The sequence below is a fragment of the Vibrio sp. OPT18 genome (genome assembly GCF_015163615.1).
GTDB classification, from domain to species: domain Bacteria; phylum Pseudomonadota; class Gammaproteobacteria; order Enterobacterales; family Vibrionaceae; genus Vibrio; species Vibrio coralliirubri.
Genome location: NZ_JADDYK010000060.1, coordinates 78,606 through 100,928, shown reverse-complemented (window position 1 = coordinate 100,928; position 22,323 = coordinate 78,606). Strand labels below are relative to the sequence as shown.

The 22,323-nt window shown below is 44.3% G+C and carries 24 protein-coding genes and 1 pseudogene; 9 read left to right on the top strand and 16 right to left on the bottom strand.

The window, feature by feature from the left end; genetic code table 11:
* Both IQQ51_RS27195 and treC read left to right on the top strand, forming a co-directional pair.
* A pseudogene (locus IQQ51_RS27195) lies at nt 1–188 on the top strand (PTS trehalose transporter subunit IIBC); the annotation flags it as partial.
* Nucleotides 189–329: 141 nt separating this feature from the next.
* Nucleotides 330–2,015, top strand: a complete 1,686-nt coding sequence (gene treC / locus IQQ51_RS15510) for an alpha,alpha-phosphotrehalase (protein ID WP_193841542.1) — start codon at nt 330–332, stop codon at nt 2,013–2,015.
* A 124-nt stretch (nt 2,016–2,139) separates the two neighbouring features.
* Here the strand turns inward: treC and IQQ51_RS15505 are convergent, their stop codons facing one another.
* The 3 genes from IQQ51_RS15505 to IQQ51_RS15495 all read right to left on the bottom strand — a co-directional run bounded on the left by IQQ51_RS15505 (nt 2,140) and on the right by IQQ51_RS15495 (nt 5,400).
* Nucleotides 2,140–3,048, bottom strand: a complete 909-nt coding sequence (locus IQQ51_RS15505; RefSeq protein WP_193841541.1) for a hypothetical protein — start codon at nt 3,046–3,048, stop codon at nt 2,140–2,142.
* Nucleotides 3,049–3,185: 137 nt separating this feature from the next.
* Nucleotides 3,186–4,715, bottom strand: coding sequence for a winged helix-turn-helix domain-containing protein (locus tag IQQ51_RS15500; protein WP_193841540.1), 1,530 nt, complete (start codon nt 4,713–4,715; stop codon nt 3,186–3,188).
* A gap of 82 nt (nt 4,716–4,797) precedes the next feature.
* Complete coding sequence (locus IQQ51_RS15495; protein WP_017060757.1) at nt 4,798–5,400, bottom strand: YitT family protein; 603 nt, start codon at nt 5,398–5,400, stop codon at nt 4,798–4,800.
* Between the two features lie 347 nt (nt 5,401–5,747).
* On the opposite strand from IQQ51_RS15495, the gene glyA reads away from it, so the two are divergent.
* Nucleotides 5,748–6,998 carry a serine hydroxymethyltransferase gene (gene glyA / locus IQQ51_RS15490; protein ID WP_048612231.1) on the top strand — a complete coding sequence of 417 codons (1,251 nt, stop codon included), beginning with the start codon at nt 5,748–5,750 and terminating at the stop codon, nt 6,996–6,998.
* A 342-nt stretch (nt 6,999–7,340) separates the two neighbouring features.
* Here glyA and IQQ51_RS15485 read toward each other — a convergent pair whose 3' ends face one another.
* The 6 genes from IQQ51_RS15485 to tsaA all read right to left on the bottom strand — a co-directional run bounded on the left by IQQ51_RS15485 (nt 7,341) and on the right by tsaA (nt 11,857).
* Nucleotides 7,341–7,667 (bottom strand): hypothetical protein, encoded by a 327-nt coding sequence (locus IQQ51_RS15485; protein ID WP_019819867.1) that lies wholly within the window; start codon nt 7,665–7,667, stop codon nt 7,341–7,343.
* A gap of 232 nt (nt 7,668–7,899) precedes the next feature.
* Nucleotides 7,900–8,091, bottom strand: coding sequence for a DUF4250 domain-containing protein (locus IQQ51_RS15480; protein ID WP_193841539.1), 192 nt, complete (start codon nt 8,089–8,091; stop codon nt 7,900–7,902).
* Between the two features lies 1 nt (nt 8,092).
* Entirely contained in the window at nt 8,093–8,296 is a 204-nt protein-coding gene (locus IQQ51_RS15475) for a YaeP family protein (protein WP_008222923.1), read from the bottom strand.
* A 168-nt stretch (nt 8,297–8,464) separates the two neighbouring features.
* The gene (locus IQQ51_RS15470; protein WP_193841538.1) at nt 8,465–9,154 is read right to left on the bottom strand and encodes a tellurite resistance TerB family protein; all 690 of its coding nucleotides are present in this window, start codon (nt 9,152–9,154) and stop codon (nt 8,465–8,467) included.
* A gap of 190 nt (nt 9,155–9,344) precedes the next feature.
* On the bottom strand, nt 9,345–11,060 hold the full coding sequence (locus IQQ51_RS15465) for a proline--tRNA ligase (protein WP_019821597.1): 1,716 nt from the start codon (nt 11,058–11,060) through the stop codon (nt 9,345–9,347).
* Between the two features lie 101 nt (nt 11,061–11,161).
* The gene (gene tsaA, locus IQQ51_RS15460) at nt 11,162–11,857 is read right to left on the bottom strand and encodes a tRNA (N6-threonylcarbamoyladenosine(37)-N6)-methyltransferase TrmO (protein ID WP_048612227.1); all 696 of its coding nucleotides are present in this window, start codon (nt 11,855–11,857) and stop codon (nt 11,162–11,164) included.
* A 124-nt stretch (nt 11,858–11,981) separates the two neighbouring features.
* On the opposite strand from tsaA, the gene IQQ51_RS15455 reads away from it, so the two are divergent.
* From IQQ51_RS15455 to IQQ51_RS15445, 3 genes are all read left to right on the top strand, one after another.
* Nucleotides 11,982–12,242, top strand: coding sequence for a type B 50S ribosomal protein L31 (locus IQQ51_RS15455; protein ID WP_009847432.1), 261 nt, complete (start codon nt 11,982–11,984; stop codon nt 12,240–12,242).
* A 1-nt stretch (nt 12,243) separates the two neighbouring features.
* Nucleotides 12,244–12,369: a type B 50S ribosomal protein L36 gene (ykgO, locus tag IQQ51_RS15450; RefSeq protein WP_004734365.1), complete on the top strand. Its 126-nt coding sequence runs from the start codon at nt 12,244–12,246 to the stop codon at nt 12,367–12,369.
* A 387-nt stretch (nt 12,370–12,756) separates the two neighbouring features.
* Nucleotides 12,757–14,343: an AbgT family transporter gene (locus IQQ51_RS15445; protein ID WP_193841537.1), complete on the top strand. Its 1,587-nt coding sequence runs from the start codon at nt 12,757–12,759 to the stop codon at nt 14,341–14,343.
* A gap of 128 nt (nt 14,344–14,471) precedes the next feature.
* On the opposite strand, the gene IQQ51_RS15440 is transcribed toward IQQ51_RS15445, so the two are convergent.
* The 5 genes from IQQ51_RS15440 to IQQ51_RS15420 all read right to left on the bottom strand — a co-directional run bounded on the left by IQQ51_RS15440 (nt 14,472) and on the right by IQQ51_RS15420 (nt 18,421).
* Nucleotides 14,472–15,401: a hypothetical protein gene (locus IQQ51_RS15440; RefSeq protein WP_193841536.1), complete on the bottom strand. Its 930-nt coding sequence runs from the start codon at nt 15,399–15,401 to the stop codon at nt 14,472–14,474.
* A gap of 9 nt (nt 15,402–15,410) precedes the next feature.
* Nucleotides 15,411–16,574, bottom strand: coding sequence for a BamA/TamA family outer membrane protein (locus IQQ51_RS15435; RefSeq protein WP_193841535.1), 1,164 nt, complete (start codon nt 16,572–16,574; stop codon nt 15,411–15,413).
* Between the two features lie 188 nt (nt 16,575–16,762).
* The gene (locus tag IQQ51_RS15430) at nt 16,763–17,533 is read right to left on the bottom strand and encodes a MipA/OmpV family protein (protein WP_193841534.1); all 771 of its coding nucleotides are present in this window, start codon (nt 17,531–17,533) and stop codon (nt 16,763–16,765) included.
* A 118-nt stretch (nt 17,534–17,651) separates the two neighbouring features.
* Nucleotides 17,652–18,095, bottom strand: coding sequence for a YaiI/YqxD family protein (locus IQQ51_RS15425; RefSeq protein ID WP_009847429.1), 444 nt, complete (start codon nt 18,093–18,095; stop codon nt 17,652–17,654).
* A 38-nt stretch (nt 18,096–18,133) separates the two neighbouring features.
* Nucleotides 18,134–18,421: a hypothetical protein gene (locus IQQ51_RS15420; protein ID WP_017069390.1), complete on the bottom strand. Its 288-nt coding sequence runs from the start codon at nt 18,419–18,421 to the stop codon at nt 18,134–18,136.
* Between the two features lie 768 nt (nt 18,422–19,189).
* Between IQQ51_RS15420 and IQQ51_RS15415 the strand changes: the two genes are divergently transcribed.
* Nucleotides 19,190–19,708, top strand: a complete 519-nt coding sequence (locus tag IQQ51_RS15415; protein WP_193841533.1) for a GNAT family N-acetyltransferase — start codon at nt 19,190–19,192, stop codon at nt 19,706–19,708.
* Here the strand turns inward: IQQ51_RS15415 and IQQ51_RS15410 are convergent.
* Entirely contained in the window at nt 19,674–19,982 is a 309-nt protein-coding gene (locus IQQ51_RS15410) for a DUF3301 domain-containing protein (RefSeq protein WP_017060748.1), read from the bottom strand. The genes IQQ51_RS15415 and IQQ51_RS15410 overlap by 35 nt on opposite strands.
* An 84-nt stretch (nt 19,983–20,066) precedes the next feature.
* Nucleotides 20,067–21,107, bottom strand: a complete 1,041-nt coding sequence (locus IQQ51_RS15405; RefSeq protein ID WP_048616184.1) for a DUF3549 family protein — start codon at nt 21,105–21,107, stop codon at nt 20,067–20,069.
* An 87-nt stretch (nt 21,108–21,194) separates the two neighbouring features.
* On the opposite strand from IQQ51_RS15405, the gene IQQ51_RS15400 reads away from it, so the two are divergent.
* Both IQQ51_RS15400 and truC read left to right on the top strand, forming a co-directional pair.
* Complete coding sequence (locus tag IQQ51_RS15400) at nt 21,195–21,509, top strand: YqcC family protein (RefSeq protein WP_193841532.1); 315 nt, start codon at nt 21,195–21,197, stop codon at nt 21,507–21,509.
* A complete protein-coding gene (gene truC, locus IQQ51_RS15395) occupies nt 21,509–22,258 on the top strand; it encodes a tRNA pseudouridine(65) synthase TruC (protein WP_193841531.1) in 750 nt (249 codons plus the stop codon). Before IQQ51_RS15400 ends, truC begins: the two co-directional genes overlap by 1 nt.
* Nucleotides 22,259–22,323: the final 65 nt, after the last annotated feature.

The following is a 22,323-nucleotide window of genomic DNA, read 5'->3' as shown; positions in this document are numbered from 1 at the left end:
GCAGCGCGGGTGTGATGGCGAATGGTATCGGTGTCGGCGGCTTGCCGGGCATCCTATCGATTCAACCTCAATATTGGTCGATTTACCTAGTCGCGATGCTGGTGGCGATAGTACTGCCTATCACGCTAACCCTGTTTTTCTACAAGCGAGCCCAATCCAAGGGTGAGTTAGAAACCGCGAACGCGTAATGCATTTAATAAGCGATGACTCCAATGTGAGTTATCGCTTTTTCTCTTAATTATAGCTTTTTCTTTTAGTTATAACGGCTATTCGACCATGATTTGCATGGTGATTTTTATTTTATATTTTCTGGTAAGTGAGTGTTAGAGATGGCGATGACTGAACATGATGAAAGCTGGTGGAAAACCGCAAACATCTATCAAATCTACCCAAAGAGCTTCTGCGACAGTGGCAGTAAGGGTACTGGCGATATCAAAGGGATCATTTCGAAACTGGATTACCTCAAACATTTGAGTGTGGATGCGATTTGGTTAACCCCGGTTTACGCATCACCAATGATCGATAATGGTTACGATATCTCAGACTACTACGCGATTAATCCTCAATTCGGCACTATGGAAGACTTCGACTTATTGCTGTCTGAAGCTCACCAACGTGGTATCCGTATCGTGATGGATATCGTGGTAAACCACACCTCGACAGGGCATGCATGGTTTCAATCTGCTTTGGGCGACAAAAGCAGCCCGCACCGCGATTACTATATCTGGAAAGATCCCGTAGATGGTCAAGCTCCAACTAACTGGCAGTCTAAGTTCGGTGGTAATGCGTGGGAATTAGATGAGGCGACTGGGCAATACTTCCTACACCTGTTCGCCAAAGAACAGGCTGACCTCAACTGGGAGAACCCGGTTGTACGTGAAGAAGTGAAAGACGTTATCAGCTTTTGGGCAGAGAAGGGCGTTGATGGTTTCCGCTTGGATGTGATCAACCTGATTTCGAAGCAGCAAGATTTCCCTAATGATGATATCGGTGATGGTCGTCGTTTCTATACCGATGGTCCACGCGTACACGAATATCTGAAAGAGATCAGCGAAGCCGTATTTCAGAAGTACGGTAGCGTGACCGTAGGCGAGATGTCTTCAACCACGTTGGAACATTGTCAGCAATACTCAAACGTTGATAACAGCGAGCTATCAATGGTGTTTAACTTTCACCACCTTAAGGTTGATTACACCAATGGTGAGAAGTGGACTAATGCTCCGTTTGACTTCTTGCAGCTCAAATCGATCTTCAATCACTGGCAAACAGGATTGAACGGCAAAGGTTGGGGCGCACTATTCTGGTGTAACCACGACCAACCAAGAGTCGTGAGTCGCTTAGGCAACGATCAGCAATATCGCGTTGAATCAGCCAAGATGCTGGCCGCTTCTGTGCATATGATGCAAGGCACACCTTACATCTATCAAGGTGAAGAGATTGGCATGACCAACCCTGGCTATACTGAAATTAGCCAGTATCGTGATGTTGAGAGTACCAATATGTACGACATCATGGTGAACCGTGATGGTGTGGATCATCAAGATATGATGGCGATTTTGGCGCAGAAGTCTCGTGACAACTCTCGTACACCAATGCAATGGAACAATGAGCCTTACGCGGGATTCTCACAAGCTCAGCCATGGCTTGATGTAGCGAAAAATTACTCTGAGATTAACGCTGAGCAAGCACTGGAAGACAAAGACTCTGTTTTCTATTTCTATAAGAGTTTGATTGAGTTACGTAAACAAGTGCCAGTGATTACGGATGGCAGTTATCAAGATCTATTGCCTGATCACTCATCCATTTTTGCGTATGCACGTGAGAACGAAGGTCAAACTTTGTTGTGTATTAACAACTATTATGGCGAAGAGGCGGAATGCGTTTTACCGGAACGTTTTGATATGACTAAGGCGAAGAGTCTGTTGTCTAACTATCAACAAGCGAACACTTCAGTTGCATTACATCATCAAGTCTTACGCCCTTACGAGACTCGTATTCTCTTGATTGAAGGGTAACCTTGTTTCATTTCAATAAGCCTAATTCTGATTCCCCTTAAAGGATTGGGCTTCTACAAAGGCTTTGGAGAGCTCCCCAAAGCCTTTTTTATTGTTTGTAGCTAGTCAGCAGTTATGCTTGGGTTTAGCTAATAGAAGTCAGTACCGCTGCTGATTCTTCGATCGTAGATTGCTCTACAGACATCAATTCAATCTGTTCAATTAAGCCGATGCTAGGGTTGAACCAGCGCTCTGATGATGTGCCAAATTCTGCCGAATCCATACCTTCACAGCCAATGTAGTAAGTGTTTTTCTCTGTTAGATTCGCAGCTTCGATTGATTTATCAGAGATCTTGAAACTCTTACGTACGCCTGTTTCTTTAATCTGTTGTTGCCATGTGACTAGGCATGAGTCATTAGTTGTAAGGTTTGCTACCCACGAGTTGTCTTCAAAGTCATTCAGCATGTTAGCTACTGCTTCCCCATCTAACGTCACTTGCAATGACATGGTTTCTTCACTGATATCAATGATTGGGTCACTCTCTTTTACGTCAGTTCCTTTCAAGCGGAACAGTGGGCTGCTGTACATCATTCTTGTGATGTATTGGCTACCAATAAAGTAAGCATTGGTGATTTCATGTAGACCGCGGTCAGGGCCTGCAAAATAAATGCTGCCGTCTTCTTGTGTACCTTCAACATTCGTCATGATGTCTTCAGATACATAAAATTCGGTGATGCCGTAATTGATCAGGTCATGGATAACTTGAACGACCGCTTCATTGCCGGCCTCTTCTTGTAACCCTGTAATAATGAGTTCACCGCTTAAAGGAGTGAAGTTCATTGTCATCACGCCTTCAGTCTCACCATCTTTGGTAAACGAGTAGCCCAATGTTGTTTCTGGTCTAGGGGAAAATGCAGAGCTCGCAATCGGGTAATCAACCTGACTGCTTGGACCTTTATTACCATCTGTAGAACCAGAAGAAGAGCCGCCTCCGCCGCCACAACCATAGAGAGCAAAGAGAGAGGTCGCTAGTAGCGTCATCGTTTTTTTCATGTTGAACATTCCTAAAGTTGGAAGCCCTTGATGGGCCCGATGTTTTAGGAATGCTATTGTTTGAGGAGTAAATAGGGCAAAAAACGAAGTCACATAAGATCTTAATTTATATTTAAGTTATTCATTTTAAAGGGTTTTTATTTATCCTTTGAGAACTGTTGCCCGACAGCGGTGCAGTAGTTAAGCATTAACTTTTCCCACTGCTTTATGATTAAAGGCTCTTTAACGCTTAGCTTTAAGCTCTTCCAAGGTTGTAGGCAGGTCGATTTGGATTCCGGTTTAGATAGCCGAGCGAATAGGTCTTCGGATGGAACCACTCTTAATAACGCAACCAGAGACTCCATGTAGTTGAGGCGGAACTTCTCCATGTTGCCTTGCTTATAAGCAATGTGAGAAACCATCATATAAACCAACGCATTTTCGATCGTAGAGTTTCCTGAGGTATTGGTCAGAAGTTCTTTTGCGGTTTGCAGGTCTCTCAGTTTGAAATGAATGATACCAACCCACAGTTTGAGTTCGTCCGGTAGTAACTTAAATCGAGTTTGAACAAGATTGGTGAACGCAATGAGCTTCTTCTGATCCGTTTCAAATAGAGCAAGTTGTCGTGCAATCAGAGTAGACGTCATGGTGTTGAGCTTGATGCCATCAAACGTGATGGTTTTTCCACTCAGCAATTCGCTGACTTCGGTATTATCGACTGACCATTCTGGCGACAATGGTGCGGGCAGAGCAAAGTAGTTAGCCAACTCTCGGTTGATCTCCATAACGCTGCTGCTGATGTTATTAACATCAATAGAGTAAACCCCACCAAATGCCAGCTTCCCTGAGTTTGGGTAAATCAGGCTTATTTTAGCGACAAGGCGCTTATCTACTTCTTGATCCTTCAACTGAATGTTAAGCAGGTAATCACTGGTACGCATGTTCTTGGCGCCCGGAAAGAAGGGAGAGCTATCTATAGGGTCAAGGAAGTAGCTTGGCGCATCTTGGTTAGCAAGATCGGTGTAGGCGTATTCAATCTGCTGTTGAAGTATTAATGCTTTTACGACTTTTCGGTATTTTCTGGAATTATCGCCAATGGCATCCAATCGATTCAGAAGAAGTTCGACCTTAGGAATCAATCGTTGGTCGCGTTCGACTTCGGAAGCACGAGTCGAAGATTGCCAAAGCATATAACCCATTACCGCTGTGCTGATCAGCAAAACCAAAGACACCACAACAAGCCAAGGATTAACCGGATTGGAGGTAAATCCTTTTTGACTGGTTGGAGATTCTATGGCGGTATCATCTGCTTCGGTATCTGGGGAACTCGCGGCAAAGCTAACCGAGCTTGGATTAAGGAAGTAGCCCTTGCGTGGATAAGTCACCAGTATTTTGGTCGCGTCGCTATCTGGTAGGTGTTTTTGAAGTACTGAACGTAAGGTACTGATTCGGTTTGTCAGAACATTTTTAGAAATGAAGTTACTTTGCCATACAGATTCAATGATGTGCTCAGCAGCGAGCGGTTCACCCACGCTAGTCAGAAACAGTTCGAGTAATTCAATAGAACGAGGTTCTAAATCGATGATCTGCTCGTCGCAGCTTAAGACTCGTGTGTTGGGGTTGAATTCCAAGCCTTCAATATAAATAGAGGCTTGTTGGTCTTTGGCGCTAGAGAGGTAATCTTGCATAGAAAAGGCGACGGTTTATAAAACCTAAATTCTAGCTGTTTTTGTTATTAAAAACAGCTAGTAATTCACAGGGTGATTGGTATTAAGACGCGTAATTCACCGAGTAGCGAGTTGGTTTGTGGTTCATTGCCAATACGATGTTTAATACTGCGGTGCCTAATACAGATACGGCAATTACCCAAGGTGACACGAAGAAGAACGATGCAAACAGAATACACGCATCAATACCCATTTGTGTTTTACCTACCGAGATACCGTAGCGGTCTTGGATAAACAAGCACAGTACGTTGAAGCCACCAAGACTTGAGCGATGACGGAATAGGATTAGCATACCTAAGCCCATTAATAAGCCGCCGGCAACAGCACAATAGATCTCGTTATGAACTTCTAGCGAGATAACTAAGTATAAATGATCGGCAAACACAGATACTAAAGCACCAGAAATCGCACTGCTAATAGCAAAGCTACGGCCGAATCGTTTCCATGCTAATAAATAGAATGGACAATTGGCAACAAAGTACAAAATACCAAAGGTTACAGGCAAGAATTGACTCAAAAGCAGAGCCAAGCCAGTAGTACCACCGGTAAGCAGATTCGCTGACTGTAAAAAGAAGACGCCTAACGCCACTAAAAACGTGCCAGTGAGAATCGCTACCCAATCTTCTTTGCGTGAGTGTTTTTCCATCGTTTTTATAATTACCTAACCAATAAAGGCGTGCATAGTAGAGAAAAACCTTAGCTTTCGGTAGCTTGAGGGGCAAAATTAAGGTAAACCTATGTAATCTGCGTTTTACAGGGTGTAAAGCGTAAAATTGACAGTAAGCGTCATCTTTGGTTGGATCAGCCAAATAACCATGATGAATCTTATATGTGATTATGAAAAAACTGCATGATAAAATTGAAATTAGCTCTTTATGACCTAAATCAAATTATGTAGAATGCGTCACATCAAAACGGTGACGGAAACGTTTGCTTTCGGTCGTTGTGTGGTTTTTTTGAAACTTTCAGTACAATCTGAGTCAGGAGATACAGATGCTTAAGCGTGACATGAACATTGCTGATTACGATGCGGATCTATTCGCAGCTATCCAAGAAGAAACTCTTCGTCAGGAAGAGCACATCGAACTTATCGCTTCAGAAAACTACACAAGCCCACGTGTAATGGAAGCTCAAGGTTCTCAACTTACAAACAAATACGCTGAAGGCTACCCAGGTAAGCGTTACTACGGTGGTTGTGAGTACGTAGATAAAGTTGAAACTCTAGCAATCGAACGTGCATGTGAACTGTTTGGCGCTCAATACGCAAACGTACAACCTCACTCAGGTTCTCAAGCAAACAACGCTGTATACATGGCACTGCTGAACGCTGGCGATACTGTTCTAGGTATGAGCCTTGCGCACGGTGGTCACCTAACTCACGGTTCTCCAGTAAACTTCTCTGGTAAGCTGTACAACATCATTCCTTACGGTATCGATGAAGCAGGTCAAATCGATTACGAAGAGATGGAAGCGCTAGCTATCGAGCACAAACCTAAGATGATCATCGGTGGTTTCTCAGCTTACTCTCAAGTTTGTGATTGGAAGCGCATGCGTGAAATCGCTGACAAAGTAGGTGCTTACTTCTTCGTAGATATGGCTCACGTTGCTGGTCTAATCGCTGCAGGCGTTTACCCGAACCCAGTTCCACATGCTCACGTTGTAACAACGACAACGCACAAAACGCTTGCTGGTCCTCGTGGCGGTCTTATCCTTTCTAACGAAGGCGAAGATCTTTACAAGAAACTAAACTCAGCAGTATTCCCAGGCGGCCAAGGTGGTCCTCTAATGCACGTTATCGCTGGTAAAGCAGTAGCGTTCAAAGAAGCTCTAGAGCCAGAGTTCAAAGAATACCAAGCTCGCGTAGTTGCTAACGCAAAAGCAATGGTTGCTGAATTCCTAGCACGCGGTTACAACATAGTTTCAGGTTCTACAGAGAACCACCTGTTCCTAGTTGACCTAATCGACAAAGACATCACAGGTAAAGAAGCAGATGCAGCACTAGGTGCAGCGAACATCACTGTGAACAAGAACTCAGTACCAAACGACCCACGTAGCCCGTTCGTTACTTCAGGTATCCGTATCGGTTCTCCTTCTATCACTCGTCGCGGTTTCTCAGAAGCAGACGCGAAAGAGCTAGCAGGTTGGATCTGTGACATCCTAGATAACATGGGCGATGAGTCTGTTATCGAAGCAACGAAAGCAAAAGTACTAGAGATCTGTAAGCGTCTACCGGTTTACGCTTAATTTTTCTTCGTAGTAATTTGAACTTCGTTGTCGAGCATGCTCACTTACATCCGTAAGCTCCGCGTGCTCTCCTAGAATTTCAAACGACTACTTTGAAAAACGATGAATTTGAAGGCTCCTGTTGGGAGCCTTTTTTATTGGTCTGGTAACTCTCAGAGAGTGAACGAATTTCTGTATTAGCGCAAACTCCGTGTGAGCCCCTTGAACTTTGCTCATCTACTTTGAAAAAAGAGTTTAAAGGTTCCTTTTGGGGCCTTTTTTGTTTTTGAAGATTGGTTATTGCGGGTACTAAAAAGGGCTGATGTTTGCACATCAACCCCTTGTGGTTTTCTTATGTTGGTTCTACTTTCTGATGCTAAGCAGGGTGCCAGACTTACACTTGAATGAGTAATAATGGCGGCTCTCGTTGAATTTGCCTAAGCCTTCGCCGTCACAGTAGTCGATGTTGATATCACGCATAACTTCTAGCGTGTCTTCATTGTTTAAAGCGAATTTAGAGCCATCAGAGCAGACAATACGCACTCTTTCATCATGGCTTACTGAGTAAATATCGACTTCGGTGTTACACAGCTCAAAAGAGGCTTCACGAAAATTGTCTTGCTGTGTATTTGAAGCGCAACCTGCAGTCAGTGTTGCAGCGAAAACTGCCAAAAGTCCGAGTCTTTTCATTGTTAATCCTTCGATATCATCAGATTGAGTGATGAGTTTCATAGGCTATTTTAGGTAGCCTATACAACAATACGCGTTGGTTCAAGGAGCGTTCGTTGACTCTAAGATATAAAAGTATAGATGTAGACAGATAATTTATAACTGGCTAACTACATGTTTATCCAATACGTATCACCAATAAAAAAGACCAACACTGAGGTTGGCCTTTCAAAATCAAGCGTGTTCTAAATGACTATCGAAACTGTTTGGCTTCTGGAAGGAACTCAAAACCAGCAGACGCAAGTTTAGAGATCAATGCTGCTTTGTCGATCTCGTAGAAGTTGACCACTCGATCCAAATCACCACCGAAGTCGTCACGTAGCTTCATGTTGACGATGCTCATCAACATTACAGGGTCCATCTTTTCAAAATTAGCGAGGTTCATATTAGTCCTCGAAATCTGAGATCAGCAGGTTTGCAGCGGCAAATGCTGCACGCTCACGCGCTTCTTTAGGAAGAGATTCATCTGCAGCAAGGTCATTCAATGTTTTTACCGCGCAGGTGATCGCTTTAGGGATATAGCCTTGGTCGCCACTGCCAATTTGAGAATACAGTTCACGCACCAAATCACAACAATCGTATACTTTCATTTTTATACCTAACCAAATGATAACAGATCTCAATATACACATAGAGATAAGCAAAAACAAAGTGGATCTGATTAAGTTCAGAGTTAGTTTGTTCTTGCTCAATATCTCATTCTGTTGATGTTCAATGTATCACTTTGCTAGCTTGCCGATTAGCCGGATATTGACGGCTTAACCAGAGATTTGCTGTTCAAGTTGATAAGTAACTTCATCAGCAAGGTTGAGTTGCTTGGCTAACTCTTTGAGGTAGGCCTTCTCCATGAAGTTTTGTTCATCCGCTACAATCAAAGACGCTAAATAGATCTCACTCGCTTGTTGAGGTGAGGTCGCGAGCTGAGCGATTTCGCTTGGATCGAGCGGTTTGTGCAGCTCTTCAGAGACCAATTTCGTCAGTTGATAATCGGCACCCATATTTTCAACGGCTTGTTCGATCTTAGCCATCTCTTCTTCATCAACATGACCATCCGCTTTGGACGCTGCAATCATCGATCTGAGAATCAGCACGCTATGGTTTGAGTCGTTCTCATCAAATTGAGCTTGTTCGGCATTCGGTGTTTGGCCTTGTTTAGACTGGTAGTCGTTATAGACCTTGTAAGCAAGAGCACCAAGTGCTGCTGCGCCACCAATGCCAGCGGCTTTCTTACCCATTTTCTTGGTTTTCTTAGAGCCCATTAACGCACCTAACAGTCCGCCGCCAACTGCGCCAGCACCGAAGGCTCCGAGCGTATTTTTACTGCTACTCTTGCCATTGCTGCCTTGAGAAAGGCTACTTAAACTTGAAGACCCTTGTGAAAGTTTCTGAGTGCCTTGTTTAACGAGATCTGATTTAAGTGCTTGGTTCAGTAAGCTTTTGATATCCATCGATACCTCCAATGGTGAGCATGTCCAAAAAGTTGATGAGACCAATATACGGATTTGAAGATGAACAGGGGATTAACTTACGTTATTTACTCTACTGATAAATAGAAGGGAGTTTGAAGGGAAACGACAGGCACAAAAAAGGCCACCTGATGGTAGCCTTTCAATGTTTATCTAGTCAGTAATCGGATTACTAAGCTAGTTGAGCCTTAAGGTGCTCGATAACCGTGTCCATTGCGATAGCTTCTTTATCACCAGTACGACGGTTTTTGTATTCGAAGTTGCCTTCGTCCATGCTGCGATCGCCGATAACGATAGTGTGAGGGATACCCACTAGCTCGATATCTTTAAACATAACACCTGGGCGCTCTTTACGGTCATCGAATAAAACTTCGATACCCATAGCCGTTAATTCAGCGTATAGCTTCTCAGCTGCTTCTTTAACACGCTCAGATTTGTGCATGTTCATTGGTACGATAGCAACTTGGAATGGTGCTAGTGCGTCTGGCCAAGTGATACCAAATTTATCGTGGTTTTGCTCGATAGCAGATGCAACAACACGTGAAACACCGATACCGTAACAACCCATTTCTAGGATTACGCTCTTACCATCAGGACCAAGCACGTTACAGTTCATTGCTTTAGAGTAAGTATTACCTAGTTGGAAGATGTGACCAACTTCGATACCACGCTTAAGCTGAATAGTACCTTGACCACATGGGCTAAGGTCGCCTTCAACAACGTTGCGTAGGTCTTCAACTTGAGCAAGCTCAACGTCACGACCCCAGTTGATGCCGAAGTAGTGCTTACCGTCTACGTTTGCGCCAGCGCCGAAGTCACTCATTACAGCAACAGAACGGTCAACGATGAATGGTAGCTCTAGACCAACAGGGCCAAGTGAACCAGGACCAGCACCAACAAGTGCACGGATTTCTTCTTCAGAAGCCATCTCTAGTGGAGAAGCTACCTGTGGAAGGTTCTCTGCTTTCACTTCGTTCAGTTCGTGGTCGCCACGGATGATTAGCGCGATGATATCAGCGTCTACTTCATCAGAAGCTTTAACGAATAGAGTCTTAACAGTCTTCTCGATTGCTAGACCGTGTTGCTCTACCAATTCTGCGATTGTTTTTGCGTTTGGCGTATCAACCAGTTCCATCTCTTGAGTTGGCGCTGCCGCTTCAGTCGTTGGAGCTAGTGCTTCTGCTTTCTCGATGTTCGCTGCATAATCAGATTCTGAAGAGAATGCGATTAGGTCTTCGCCGCTTTCAGCAAGAACGTGGAATTCTTGAGAGCCGCTGCCGCCGATTGCGCCAGAGTCTGCCAATACTGGACGGTACTCAAGGCCCATGCGGTCGAATGCTTTACAGTAAGCATCGTGCATCGCTTGGTAAGACTTTTCTAAGCCTTCTTTATCGATATCAAAGCTGTACGCATCCATCATAGAGAATTCACGTGCACGCATTACGCCAAAACGAGGGCGGCGCTCATCACGGAATTTAGTTTGGATTTGGTACAGGTTTAGAGGTAGCTGTTTGTAAGAGCTGATCTCGTTACGTACTAGGCTCGTTACCACTTCTTCAGCTGTTGGGCTAAGAACAAACGGGCGAGAGTGACGGTCTGTGAAACGAAGTAGCTCAGGCCCCATCTTTTCAGAACGGCCAGTCTCTTCCCAAAGCTCAAACGGTTGAACTACGGGCATCAAGATTTCAACGGCACCTGCATTATCGATCTCTTGGCGAACGATATTTTCGACTTTACGCAGTACACGTAGACCAGTAGGTAGCCAAGTATATAAACCTGAAGCTAGCTTACGGATCATACCTGCACGTAGCATCAGCTGGTGGCTGATAACTTCTGCGTCGTTTGGAGTCTCTTTCAGAGTAGAAAGAAGGTAGTTACTGGTACGCATTCTATGGTATCCGTTTCATCATTGATAAAAGAAAACTTGCTGTCGTTCGTGACCACAGCAAATCTGATATAGCCGCATATAATATCAGCCTATTTGGGATCTCAAAAGCGTTCAATGTCAGTTACATTGATGAAAAGCGTTTCAACCACGAATTTCACGTTAAGATCGAACAAATTTACCGCATATTCTTTGTTGTCAGGCTTACCTTTCTTATAGGCAGGGCGAGGGTCTTGGCCTAATACTTCTTTGATCACCTGAATGATATGGCGCGCTTGTGGATGGCTTGCGAGCTTACTTTGCGCTTGCTGCGAAAAGTTAACGTCGAGCACCTCTGGTTCGTCGGCGGCGAACCCTCCCAATGCATCCGGAATCGAATCTGAGTAGGGGATATAAGGCTTGATGTCGATGATCGGTGTACCGTCTACTAAGTCGACGCTGCCGAGATCCAACCAAGTCTGTCCTTTCTCTTGAGACACACCTTTTAGTTCAACCGCAGACATGCCAATTCCATTCGGTCTAAATGTGGCACGAGACGCGAATACACCAATACGTTCATTCCCGCCAAGTCGAGGTGGCCTCACTGTTGGTTTCCAGCCTGCTTCAAGGTTCTGGTCGAACAGAAATAGTAACCAAACATGGCTGAATTGCTCTATATCACGGATAGACTCAAGGCAGTTTGCTGCATCAACCAACCTGACTCTTGAGGTGGATGTGGGTACCAACCTAGGCTGCCTTGGCACAGCGAACTTCTCTTTATAAGGAGACTCAATAAAGCCAACAGGTTCAATGGTGTACATAGTTGGGTGTTCTCTGATTACGATTAAGACAGAAAAATATCATAAAATCGCTTGTCTTTCTTTTGATAATAATTATCATTTGCAATGTTATAACATATCAAGTTAGTTATTTAAGGGAAATACAATGAAACCGAATATCCATCCAGATTACCGTCCCGTGGTTTTTCATGACACCAGTGTCGATGAGTACTTCTTAATCGGCTCAACGCTAAAAACAGACCGTACTATCGAATGGGAAGACGGCAATACTTATCCTTACTTCACGATTGAGGTGTCGTCAAAGTCGCACCCTTTCTATACGGGTAAACAACGAGTGCTACATAAAGAAGGACGTGTTGCGAACTTCACACGTCGTTTTGGTCAATTAGGTAAGGGAGCGAAATAGAATGAAAGTTGTGAAATCACTTAAAAGTGCGAAAAGCCGCCATCCTGATTGCCAGATAGTAAAGCGCAGAGGTCGTCATTATGTTATCTGCAAAACCAATCCGAGATTCAAAGCGGTTCAGAAATAGTCAGTCAAATTGATGTGACGCGAGTGTAAAAACGAGGGGAAAGTCAAACTTCATTCATTTGTCTGTTTTTCTTTTCCCTCGAGAAGAACCTGACAGAATATTGCGTATTAACTTAGAGTATGGCGTGTTTTATTTTCAAGTGAATCAATAAGTTATATTATCAGTTATATTTGTAGTGAATGTGTATTTGTGAATTATAAATCTAGATTTTGTATTTAATGTAGATTTATTTGCTAATTAATTGTTCAAATGGAGTTAAAAATCGTCGATTGTTACACATTTTGTAACATTTTGAATTTCTAATTGATAATTTTGTCGCGTACCCTTCGCTGGCAATTTGAACATTTTTGTCACAATTGCATAGGAATCACTACAAGGAGGGAACTGATGAGTTCATCAGCTTCAATAAAAAACAACTCGCCAAAGAAACCTATTTTTACCCGTTTTCTCGATGGTGTTGAATATTTGGGGAACCTATTACCCCACCCGATCACTCTTTTCGCAATCTTCTGTGTCGCTATTCTAGTTACTTCAGGTATCGCAGGATATTTTGATGTGTCTGTTATGGACCCTCGTCCAGAAGGTGCTCCAGGTCGTGCTGCTGACGGCATGATCTACGTTGTAAGCTTACTTAATGCTGAAGGCTTACAGCTCATTGTTACTAATCTAGTGACAAACTTTGTTGGCTTTGCGCCATTAGGTACCGTGCTTGTTGCAATGCTAGGTGTAGCGATTGCTGAGCATTCAGGTCTATTATCTGCGGCGATGCGTGGCATGGTAATGGGCGCATCTAAGCGCATGGTTACGGTAACCGTAGTTTTTGCCGGTATTATCTCTAACACGGCTTCAGAGCTTGGTTATGTAGTACTTATCCCGCTTGCAGCAATGCTTTTCCACTCTTTGGGTCGTCACCCATTAGCAGGTCTAGCGGCAGCATTTGCTGGTGTATCTGGTGGTTACTCTGCAAACCTTCTAATCGGTACGGTTGACCCACTGCTTTCTGGTATAACAGAAACAGCAGCACAAATGATCGACCCGACTTACAGCGTTGGTCCTGAATCAAACTGGTACTTCATGTTTGTTTCTACTTTCTTCATCGCGATTACAGGTGCATTTGTAACTGAGAAGATTGTTGAACCAAAACTGGGTAAATACAATGACGAAGAAGCGTCTGAAGATTTATCAAATGATTCAATGGGCAAGCTAACAGACGTTGAAAAGAAAGGCCTTAAGCTTGCGGGTATCGCAGTGCTAGCGGTTTCAGCGCTTCTTGCTTGGACGATTGTTCCAGCTGATGGTGTTCTACGTTCAGCAGCAGGTACGGTTTCAGGTTCTCCATTCCTGAAAAGTATCGTAGCGTTCATCTTCGTATTCTTCGCAGTTCCTGGTTTTGTTTACGGTAAAGTTACCGGCACAATGAAAACAGACCGTGATGTAATCGACGCAATGTCTAAGTCTATGTCTTCAATGGGCATGTACATCGTACTTGTGTTCTTTGCTGCTCAGTTTGTTGCTTTCTTCAAGTGGACTAACTTCGGTCAAGTATTCGCAGTTGCAGGTGCTACTTTCCTACAAGATATCGGCCTAACGGGTCCAATGTTGTTCTTCGCATTCATCCTAATGTGTGGCTTCATTAACCTGATGATCGGTTCAGCTTCTGCTCAGTGGGCAGTAACAGCGCCAATCTTCGTTCCAATGCTAATGCTAGTTGGTTACGCGCCTGAAACGATTCAAGCGGCTTACCGTATCGGTGACTCAACAACCAACATCATTACGCCAATGATGAGCTACTTTGGTCTTATCCTTGCTGTAGCGACGCGTTACATGAAGAACCTAGGTATCGGTACTCTGATTGCAACTATGCTTCCATACTCAATCGTATTCTTGGTTGGTTGGAGCTTAATGTTCTACGTTTGGGTATTCGTATTTGGCCTACCAGTAGGTCCAGGTGCGGCAACGTACTACACGCCTTAGTCTTAAGGTTTAGATTTGTCTGTAGATGGCTCGTTCCTATAGGCAACTCTTGTTTACAGATAGCTCTCTTATAGAGAACAAAAAAACCTGCGTTTATCGCAGGTTTTTTTTCGTTATGTCGCAGGGAACTAGTAGGAGTAAGTCATGATGACATTGACGATTTTTCTGCCTGGGCCGCCAATGAATTCAAGGTTTGCTCCGTAAGTTTTTGTGATATTCCAATTTGCTCCGATTATCGCAGAGTAGTCTTCTGCGCTTTGTTGAGATAATTGATACGACAGCCCATCTACACCTAACGCGTTGTTTTCTTGCGTTAGCCCTTCGCTGTGCATGTAAGCGGCACCCACATAAGGGAAAATGTTACCCCAGTTTTCAGTTTGAATAAGTTGGCCAACTCGAGGGCTGAACAACATGGTTTTAGTGTTAGTGCGCTCATCGTCGGTACGAGAGTGCGTCATACTGGCCGGAAGTACATAAGTGAAATCTCCAACCTGACCGACAATATTCATCGAGAACCCCCAGTTAGTGCCTTCCACATCCGGGTAAAACTCTGGAGTGTTGATGGATTCTTTAGAGCAAATGGGTAAATTTGAGTGTTTTTCGCAAGCTTTAAAGAGTGAGGTCGGTATTTCGGCTGTTAATTGAGTACCACCCGAGAAACGCCCGACATGTACGCCCATTTGTAGGAAGGGAAACACCCAAGCCGCAGCGCGCAGCTGCATGCTTTTGCTCTCGATTTCAGGTTCGCCAAATGACACCTGCGAAAGATCGTATCTGTCTCCTAAATTTACGTCGCCGACTTGCACGCCCAAATCATACATTTCGATATTTTGCGCAGAAGCGTTACCGATGAATGAAAGAGAAAACGGTAGAGGCAGGGCATAACCGAGATCAATGGCCTTTTGGGCATGAAAAGGTAAAGCGTGTTCCCACTTCTTATTGAGCTTCTGCTGTGTTTCGGCATCAGGAAAATCGACTCGTGCACTTTCTTCTGCCCGACTTGACGTTGCGCCGATAGCCAATGCGATAACCGCGCTTAACGTTATAAACTTTGTCATGCTGACCTCTTAAAACGCTTCGTTGATCGACAGATAAAGGCCTTGTGCATCATTAGAGCCAAAGCCGAGGTCGACACGAACGTTCATACGAGGTTGGAGTTCATAACGATAGCCAACGCCGTAGCTGTAAATTTTATCCTGATACAGGTCATTGATGTTTTCAGCCGTTGTTGCGAGACCGGCCCACATCGTAAAGCCGTGTTTGGTGTAATCATCATTGCTCATAAATGACTGGCGATACTCCATGGTGTGCTCGACGCTGTGCATATCACGGTAGCGTCCGTAATAGATGCCACGCATGGAATCTTGGCCGCCAAAGGTTGGCAGTTCGTAATAGGGAACATCGCCTGCGCTTAAGTTTGCAGTATTGAGAAAAGCCAAGGTGGAGCCTTTGATTGGTGTCCAATACAGACGGTAATCGGCTTCAGCTTTTTCAAAATTGGAGTCACTGCCAAAGTTGTCTTGGTAGCTCGCATATTCAAGGCTCAGAAACTGACCTTGACGAGCATTTACTGCGATGTCGCGGGTATCCCATTGTAAGGCTACACCTACCCCGAGCGTGAAGGGGTTATCTTGACCGTAGATAAAATCGGTATCTTGAGCGACGTTTGATGAAATAGATTCTTCAATCGCCTTTTTATACTGCAGGCGAAGTATTGGCCCTAGGTAAATGTTGTTACCCAAGTGCATTCCGAGATCAGCGTTGTAGGTGACGAAGTCATAGTCGACTAAGTTCTCTTCATCTTTACCGTTATTGACCCCTGACTGATAACCAGTACCGAAATAGTACAAGCTTTGTTTACCCATCGATAATTGGCCGAAGTAGCGCAGTTTATTCTGTGGAGAAAATATTTTTTGTTTAGAACGAACACCAAAACCGACGCCGCTATCCATCTCATTAGCGATACCCACTAATGTGATGGAAGACCGTTGAGTTTTACTCGGCTGTTCAGGTGTCGTGTTAAATGAGTACAATCCACCGATGGCTAGCATAAAGCCAGTTTCTGGCATGTAAGCCGGGCCCCCAAGCAGTGAAAATAATCCGCTATCTTTGTTGTCTGGTGTTGAGGGGAGAACGGTATCTTCTTGTGCTAAAGAAGTAGAAGAGAATCCAAGAAGCAGGGAGCAGATCCATTGCAACGAGCCAAAAATAGTCGTTGTTTTACGTAGCATGGTGCACTCATGTGTTCACTAAAAGAGGGAGTATCCATGTCTGCGCTACGAGGAGGTAATGATCCGTTTCAATATCTGATATGTGTTAAGTGTATATCGTTGTAGGAATCAGACTTGGAGCACCATCTTGACCGATTTCAAAATGGTACATGTAAAATAGGTTGGCTCGTTTATTTGGACGAGTAAACTCATAATCCGGCGAAACGATAGGTAACCCCAAATTCAAATGACCAGCCTAAATCTCGTTGTATCAAAGCGCTGTCGCTGTCGTGATGAATCAAGTCTGCTCGAGCGATACCAATCCAAGTTGGCGTGAACTCATAGAGCCCGATTAACCCCGCTTGATAAACAAACGTTGACCCTGCATCAAACTGGTTTAACCCTGAGGCAGAAGCTTCGGTGTTAGAAATACCATAAAGGTGATTGGACAGTTTCTTGTCACGATAATCGATCTCTAGGTAGGGCGTAATGGTGAATGGCTGCGTCCAGGTTTCTAATGTTCTGCCTAAGTGAAGCTGAACTTCGTAGCCGCTATGTTCTGAAGTCACATCGTGTAAGTAGGTAAGTCGTGCGCCTACCGTACCTAACGTTATCCCCAGCTCCCCATTACCATCTCTGTCTTGAATGCCGTTAGGTAGGTCCACAAAAGTGTCTGACACCTCAGCAAAGCGCCAGTTTCCAGATAGTCCTACGTAAGGGAGCAGTTGCCAATTGGCTAAGCTGCCATCAATAAAGCCTTTTGGGCCGGAGTAGAATAGGTTGGGTGTAGCGCCAAATTGAGGGGCACTTTTATTGGAGAAAACACTTTCACCATAGGTGATGCTGCCTCCGATGATTCCGAACTCTTTATTGGTAAGGTCTTTATCGGCAAAGCCTTCACCAGCAAAGTTTTCATCGGCAAAAGAAATTTGGGTGCTGCCAAAAAGAATGGATAGCGAGAGGGCAATTCGACGAATCATAAGCAATACTCCGTTATTGTAATAAATATCAAGAACGGAGTATGTCGATTAAAATTTCATCGGGGCTACAGCTATTAAGAAACGACGATCAAAGGTGTCGTCGTTAGGAAGGCTGTGGTTAACGTTTGGCTAGCAGGCGATCGAGGTGGTTGGCAAACTCACGACGGTCGGTTTGAGAAAGGGCACTTGGTCCGCCAGTTTGGATGCCACTTGAGCGCATGGTATCCATAAAGTCACGAATATTCAGGCGCGCTTTGATGGTCTCTTTGGTGTAAAGCTCGCCACGAGAGCTCAGGGCTTGCCCACCTTTAGTGATCACTTCGTCAGCCAGAGGGATATCGGATGTAATCACAAGATCGCCGGGTTCAGTGCGTTTTACGATTTCATCATCCGCAATATCAAATCCGCTTGGCACTTGAATCGAGTGAATGTTATTGCGTTTAGGAACGGGAACCAGATGGTTTGCCACAAAGGTACATTCAACCCCTGTGCGCTCAGCTGCGCGTACGATTGTTTCTCGGATAACCTTTGGACAAGCGTCCGCATCAACCCATATCTTCATAGTGTTCTATTTCTCTGTTAGCTTATTGCTCAGTTGCCTTATTGATCAGTTAGTTTAGCTTCAAGCATGGCAACACGAGCGGTGAGTTCAAGGATTTGCTTTTCTAGCTGGCTAACACGATCAAGTGCCGGCTCTTCTTGTGTCGCGACTTCAACTTTAGGAACGCGATTTGCGCTTTTCCAGCTCTTGATAGTCGTGATTAAAGCGGGCATCGGAACAGATGTGCTCATACGAGCCTTAACTAAAGCAACTGTCGGCTCTTTCCCTTGCGCTTGCAGTCCTTCAAGCACTGATTTCAACTCTTCAGAAACATCTTTTGTCAGCATGTTGACCTCCATTTTTAGTCCTTAGTCATTTTACTCGCTCTGGTGAATGATAGCGAATCATAAAACCGCCCATGGCTTGTGAGAGATCTCTTACAAAGGCTGTGAGATAACACGAATACATCGCTAGAGAGATTGATGTGCATATGGTTAAGGTGTTGAATTTTAGTTGTTTTATATAATTAACAACTTTCTTGAATTCAAAGTGTGATGCAAATCTATTGTCCGGAATCCTAAATCGCGTAAATTAAACCTTGTCGGAAGGATTCTGACACGGAACAGGAAAGCACCAAGGATTTGGTTATCTTCAGGATGAAGATTTGGTTACTTAGGATTGAGTGATCAAGCATGGAGCGTAAGGACATTGTAGGGATACAGTCAGTTAACAGGAAGTTAGCTGCAACGGAATGACAATGGACACCTTTAGGATTAAAGGGTTGGATTAGCATCAGGACGATGTAAAGGACACCGCTCACGGAACAAGTGATGTGCGCTAACTAGGATTGTTAGCTTTCAGGATGATTGGACACCGCTAGGACGGCGAAGTAAAGGAAAGAGCTGAAGGATTACAGCCACTATTATGGATGATGCATGGAGCATTAATTAGTAGCCGGACTGCTGCGAGTAAGACCCTAGCCCTGACACTTCGGTGTCGGGGCTTTTCTTTTCCTGAGGCTTTCTCTGTCTAGGAGGCTCTTTTCAATCGAGAGCTTTTTCATCTAAGAGCGCAACATCTGCTTTTCTGCTAATGGTCAACACAAGGAGTGTTTTATGACGATAGCAACCTCAAGAACGCTGTTGGTACCTTATACTGAACAGCTAGAACTCGACTTTATCAAGTTAAATTGCTGCCCCATTAATCGTGCTGAAATGAATGGGCCTCACTCTGTCGCCTCTGCGAAGCATCTCTTTCAAGAAATACTGCAAGATAACGTAGGCTTTTGCCGCGCGATAATCCACAACCAAACCCGTGAATATCTTGGACATGTCTTTGTTTCATCGGAAAAGGGTAAGCATGAACTTGGCTTTATTTTGGATAAAGAATACTGGAATCAAGGTTTTGCCAGTGAGGTACTAAAGCCTTTCTTCAGTTTAGTACGTTTTGAAGAGCGTCTAACGAATGTTGTTGCGACTGTGAATGTCGGCCACAACCCATCGATTAAGCTATTAGAAAAATTAGGCTTTGCATTTAAAGAGACCAAACAAGATCAGTTTGGCCCTTATCATGAATATCGTTATACCGAGTATTGCGACGTTACATTCTATGAGGCTGAAGCTCAAACCGCATAGAACGGAAACCCACCATGGTCAGTTTCCCTTGGTACAGGTCATCACCCAACGCCGAAAACTCAAATTGGTACACGGTGTGCCAACGCCAAATGGTGGTGAGCTCATGGCGCATCTTAAGTTTATGACCACTAAAGGCAACACTTAATAGCTGTAAGTCGAGCTCTTTACATTTTCTCGCAATGGCAGCTTTCGCAAGCTCTGATTGCCTGCGCTGCTGCCAAAACAGAAAGCAAAAGAAGCACAGCATCAAAATAGCCAATAAGTTATCTATCATTTAATCCATACTTCCTTTTATCTCTCTATTCCGTTCGTGATTTGAGCTTTTTGTTATGAGCTACTGAGCTGTTATGTCTGGTATCTATTGCGACTTAGCCGCTTGTTGTAATTCAACAAGTGCATTGGCAAGTTCTGGTGATGGGTTCGAATTCAACAACGGCAAAAATACCATTCTTAGTGTCGGAATCATCACTAAATCTGCAAATAACTGATTGAACAGGTTCTGGTTGCCTGTTTGTGCGAGGCGTAACAAGAATTGCTCAGCAATCGATGGATCTTGCAGTGCGTGCCAGCTACGACCAGCCAAACCAATTAACACCTCTTGATGGCTTAAGCGTGGGCTCGCCAGTACTTGGTTAATTACGGAATTCGTTGTGCTTTGCTCTGCGCCAGAAAGGGCACGTACCAGTGCCGAAAGTAAGAACAGATCCGGCTCTTGGCTGTTAATCTCATTCTCTGCCATCTCTTGTAAGCGTTGAGCCAGCTTGTCATTGATTTGCGTGTGCTCAAGCGCCCCTAGTGTTGCGTATAGAGGTTCTGATGGCAGTTTGTTCAATGCTTTGCGAATCGCGACACCATTTTGTTGGCTGCCTAAGCGAGCACACATATCAGTGATGCCTTGTAGGCCAACGGTTTTCCAGTTGTCCCAACCGAGTTCGCCGGTGAAGTAGTGTTGAGCGTGTTCGTAGTATTGGCTCGTTGCAAGGTCTAAACCTGCTCTTACTTGGCTATGGAACACGGCCATTTTGTCTTCTGAAGGTTTGAAGGTATATGGGTTGTTTGACAGCTTTTGTTGTTGCTCTTCGCTGATCTCACCGTTCAAACGTGTGCCCATCGCTTCGATAACAAACTTAAGAAAATTGCCGACATCACCTTGATGTAATAGGCCTCTTTCGTCCAGTTTGAATTTTAGGAACCAGATCCACGGTTGCTTGTGTTCGTTCCAGTAGCTAATCGCTAAGTGAGCTTGTTTCTGAAGTGGAAATGGGTACGGCTGTTTCCCTTGCTCAACATCAGAGAATAAGGTGTTGTCGATCTTCTGAATACGACGACCTAGGTCGTAGATATCGTATTGGCAACCGCTATTCTTTAGTAACTGAGTGAGCGTGTGAATCGTTTCCATAGTAATAAAGCTCCTAACTTTCTTTCCTAAATAGATGGTACTCTATGCCCCAATTTCAAGGTCACTAGATAAATAACTTGGTGAAAAATGACAGCAGCCACAAAGTTACCTCTTTTACTTCAACAATTAGAACAACAAATGCGCCAATGTTCCCTATGGAGCGCGCTTCCGCCTTCGAATGAAGCTCTGGCGAGCGTTGAGCCTTTTGCTATCGATTCTCTAAAGCCAGAAGAGTGGTTGCAGTGGATCTTTATCGTTAAGATCAACGCAATGATGGATGCCCAAATGAGCCTACCGAAAGGCTTTGCTATCCATCCTTATTTTGTTGAAGTGTGGAAAAATGAGGCAGACAAAGTCGAACTGCTAGTGACGATTCAGAGCATTGATGAGGTATGCGCGTAATGTTAGAGATCATTTATCAAGATGAGTATTTTGTCGCGGTGAATAAGCCCGCAGGCATGCTAGTGCATCGTTCATGGCTGGATAAACACGAAACGCAATTTGTTATGCAGACATTGCGCGATCAAATTGGTCAGCATGTATTTCCATTACACCGCCTAGACAGACCGACATCGGGTGTGTTGGTATTTGCGTTGTCGAGTGAGGTTGCTTCACAGGTGATGCCAATGTTCGCTAATCATGAGATGCAAAAAACCTATCATGCGATTGTCCGTGGTTGGATAGAAGAGGGCGATACGCTCGATTATGCACTTAAGGTTGAGCTGGATAAGATCGCAGATAAGTTCGCGAAAGAAGACAAAGAAGCGCAAGAGGCGGTGACAGTCTATGAACCGCTAGCAAAAGTAGAAGTACCATACACAACAGGACGTTTTCCAACCAGCCGCTACTGCTTGGTTGAGATGATGCCAAAGACAGGCCGCAAACATCAGTTACGTCGTCATATGGCTCACCTAAGACATCCGATTGTCGGTGATACCTCACATGGTGATGGTAAGCACAACCGACTGTTCCGTGATGATTTAGATTCGCATCGTTTGTTGTTGCACGCTTCTGAGCTTCGCTTTATCCATCCTTTCACAAAAGAAGAGTTGGTGATGAAAGCCAACCTGGATGAAACTTGGCTAAGGTTGTTTGAAACCTTTGAGTGGAATACTAACTTAATCGATGCTCAAACTTGCTTGTCTAAGTAAGTCTCGCGTGTTTAGGCAATCGCGAGTCTAAGTGAGTAGAGACAAATAGAATAAAAAACAAAGGG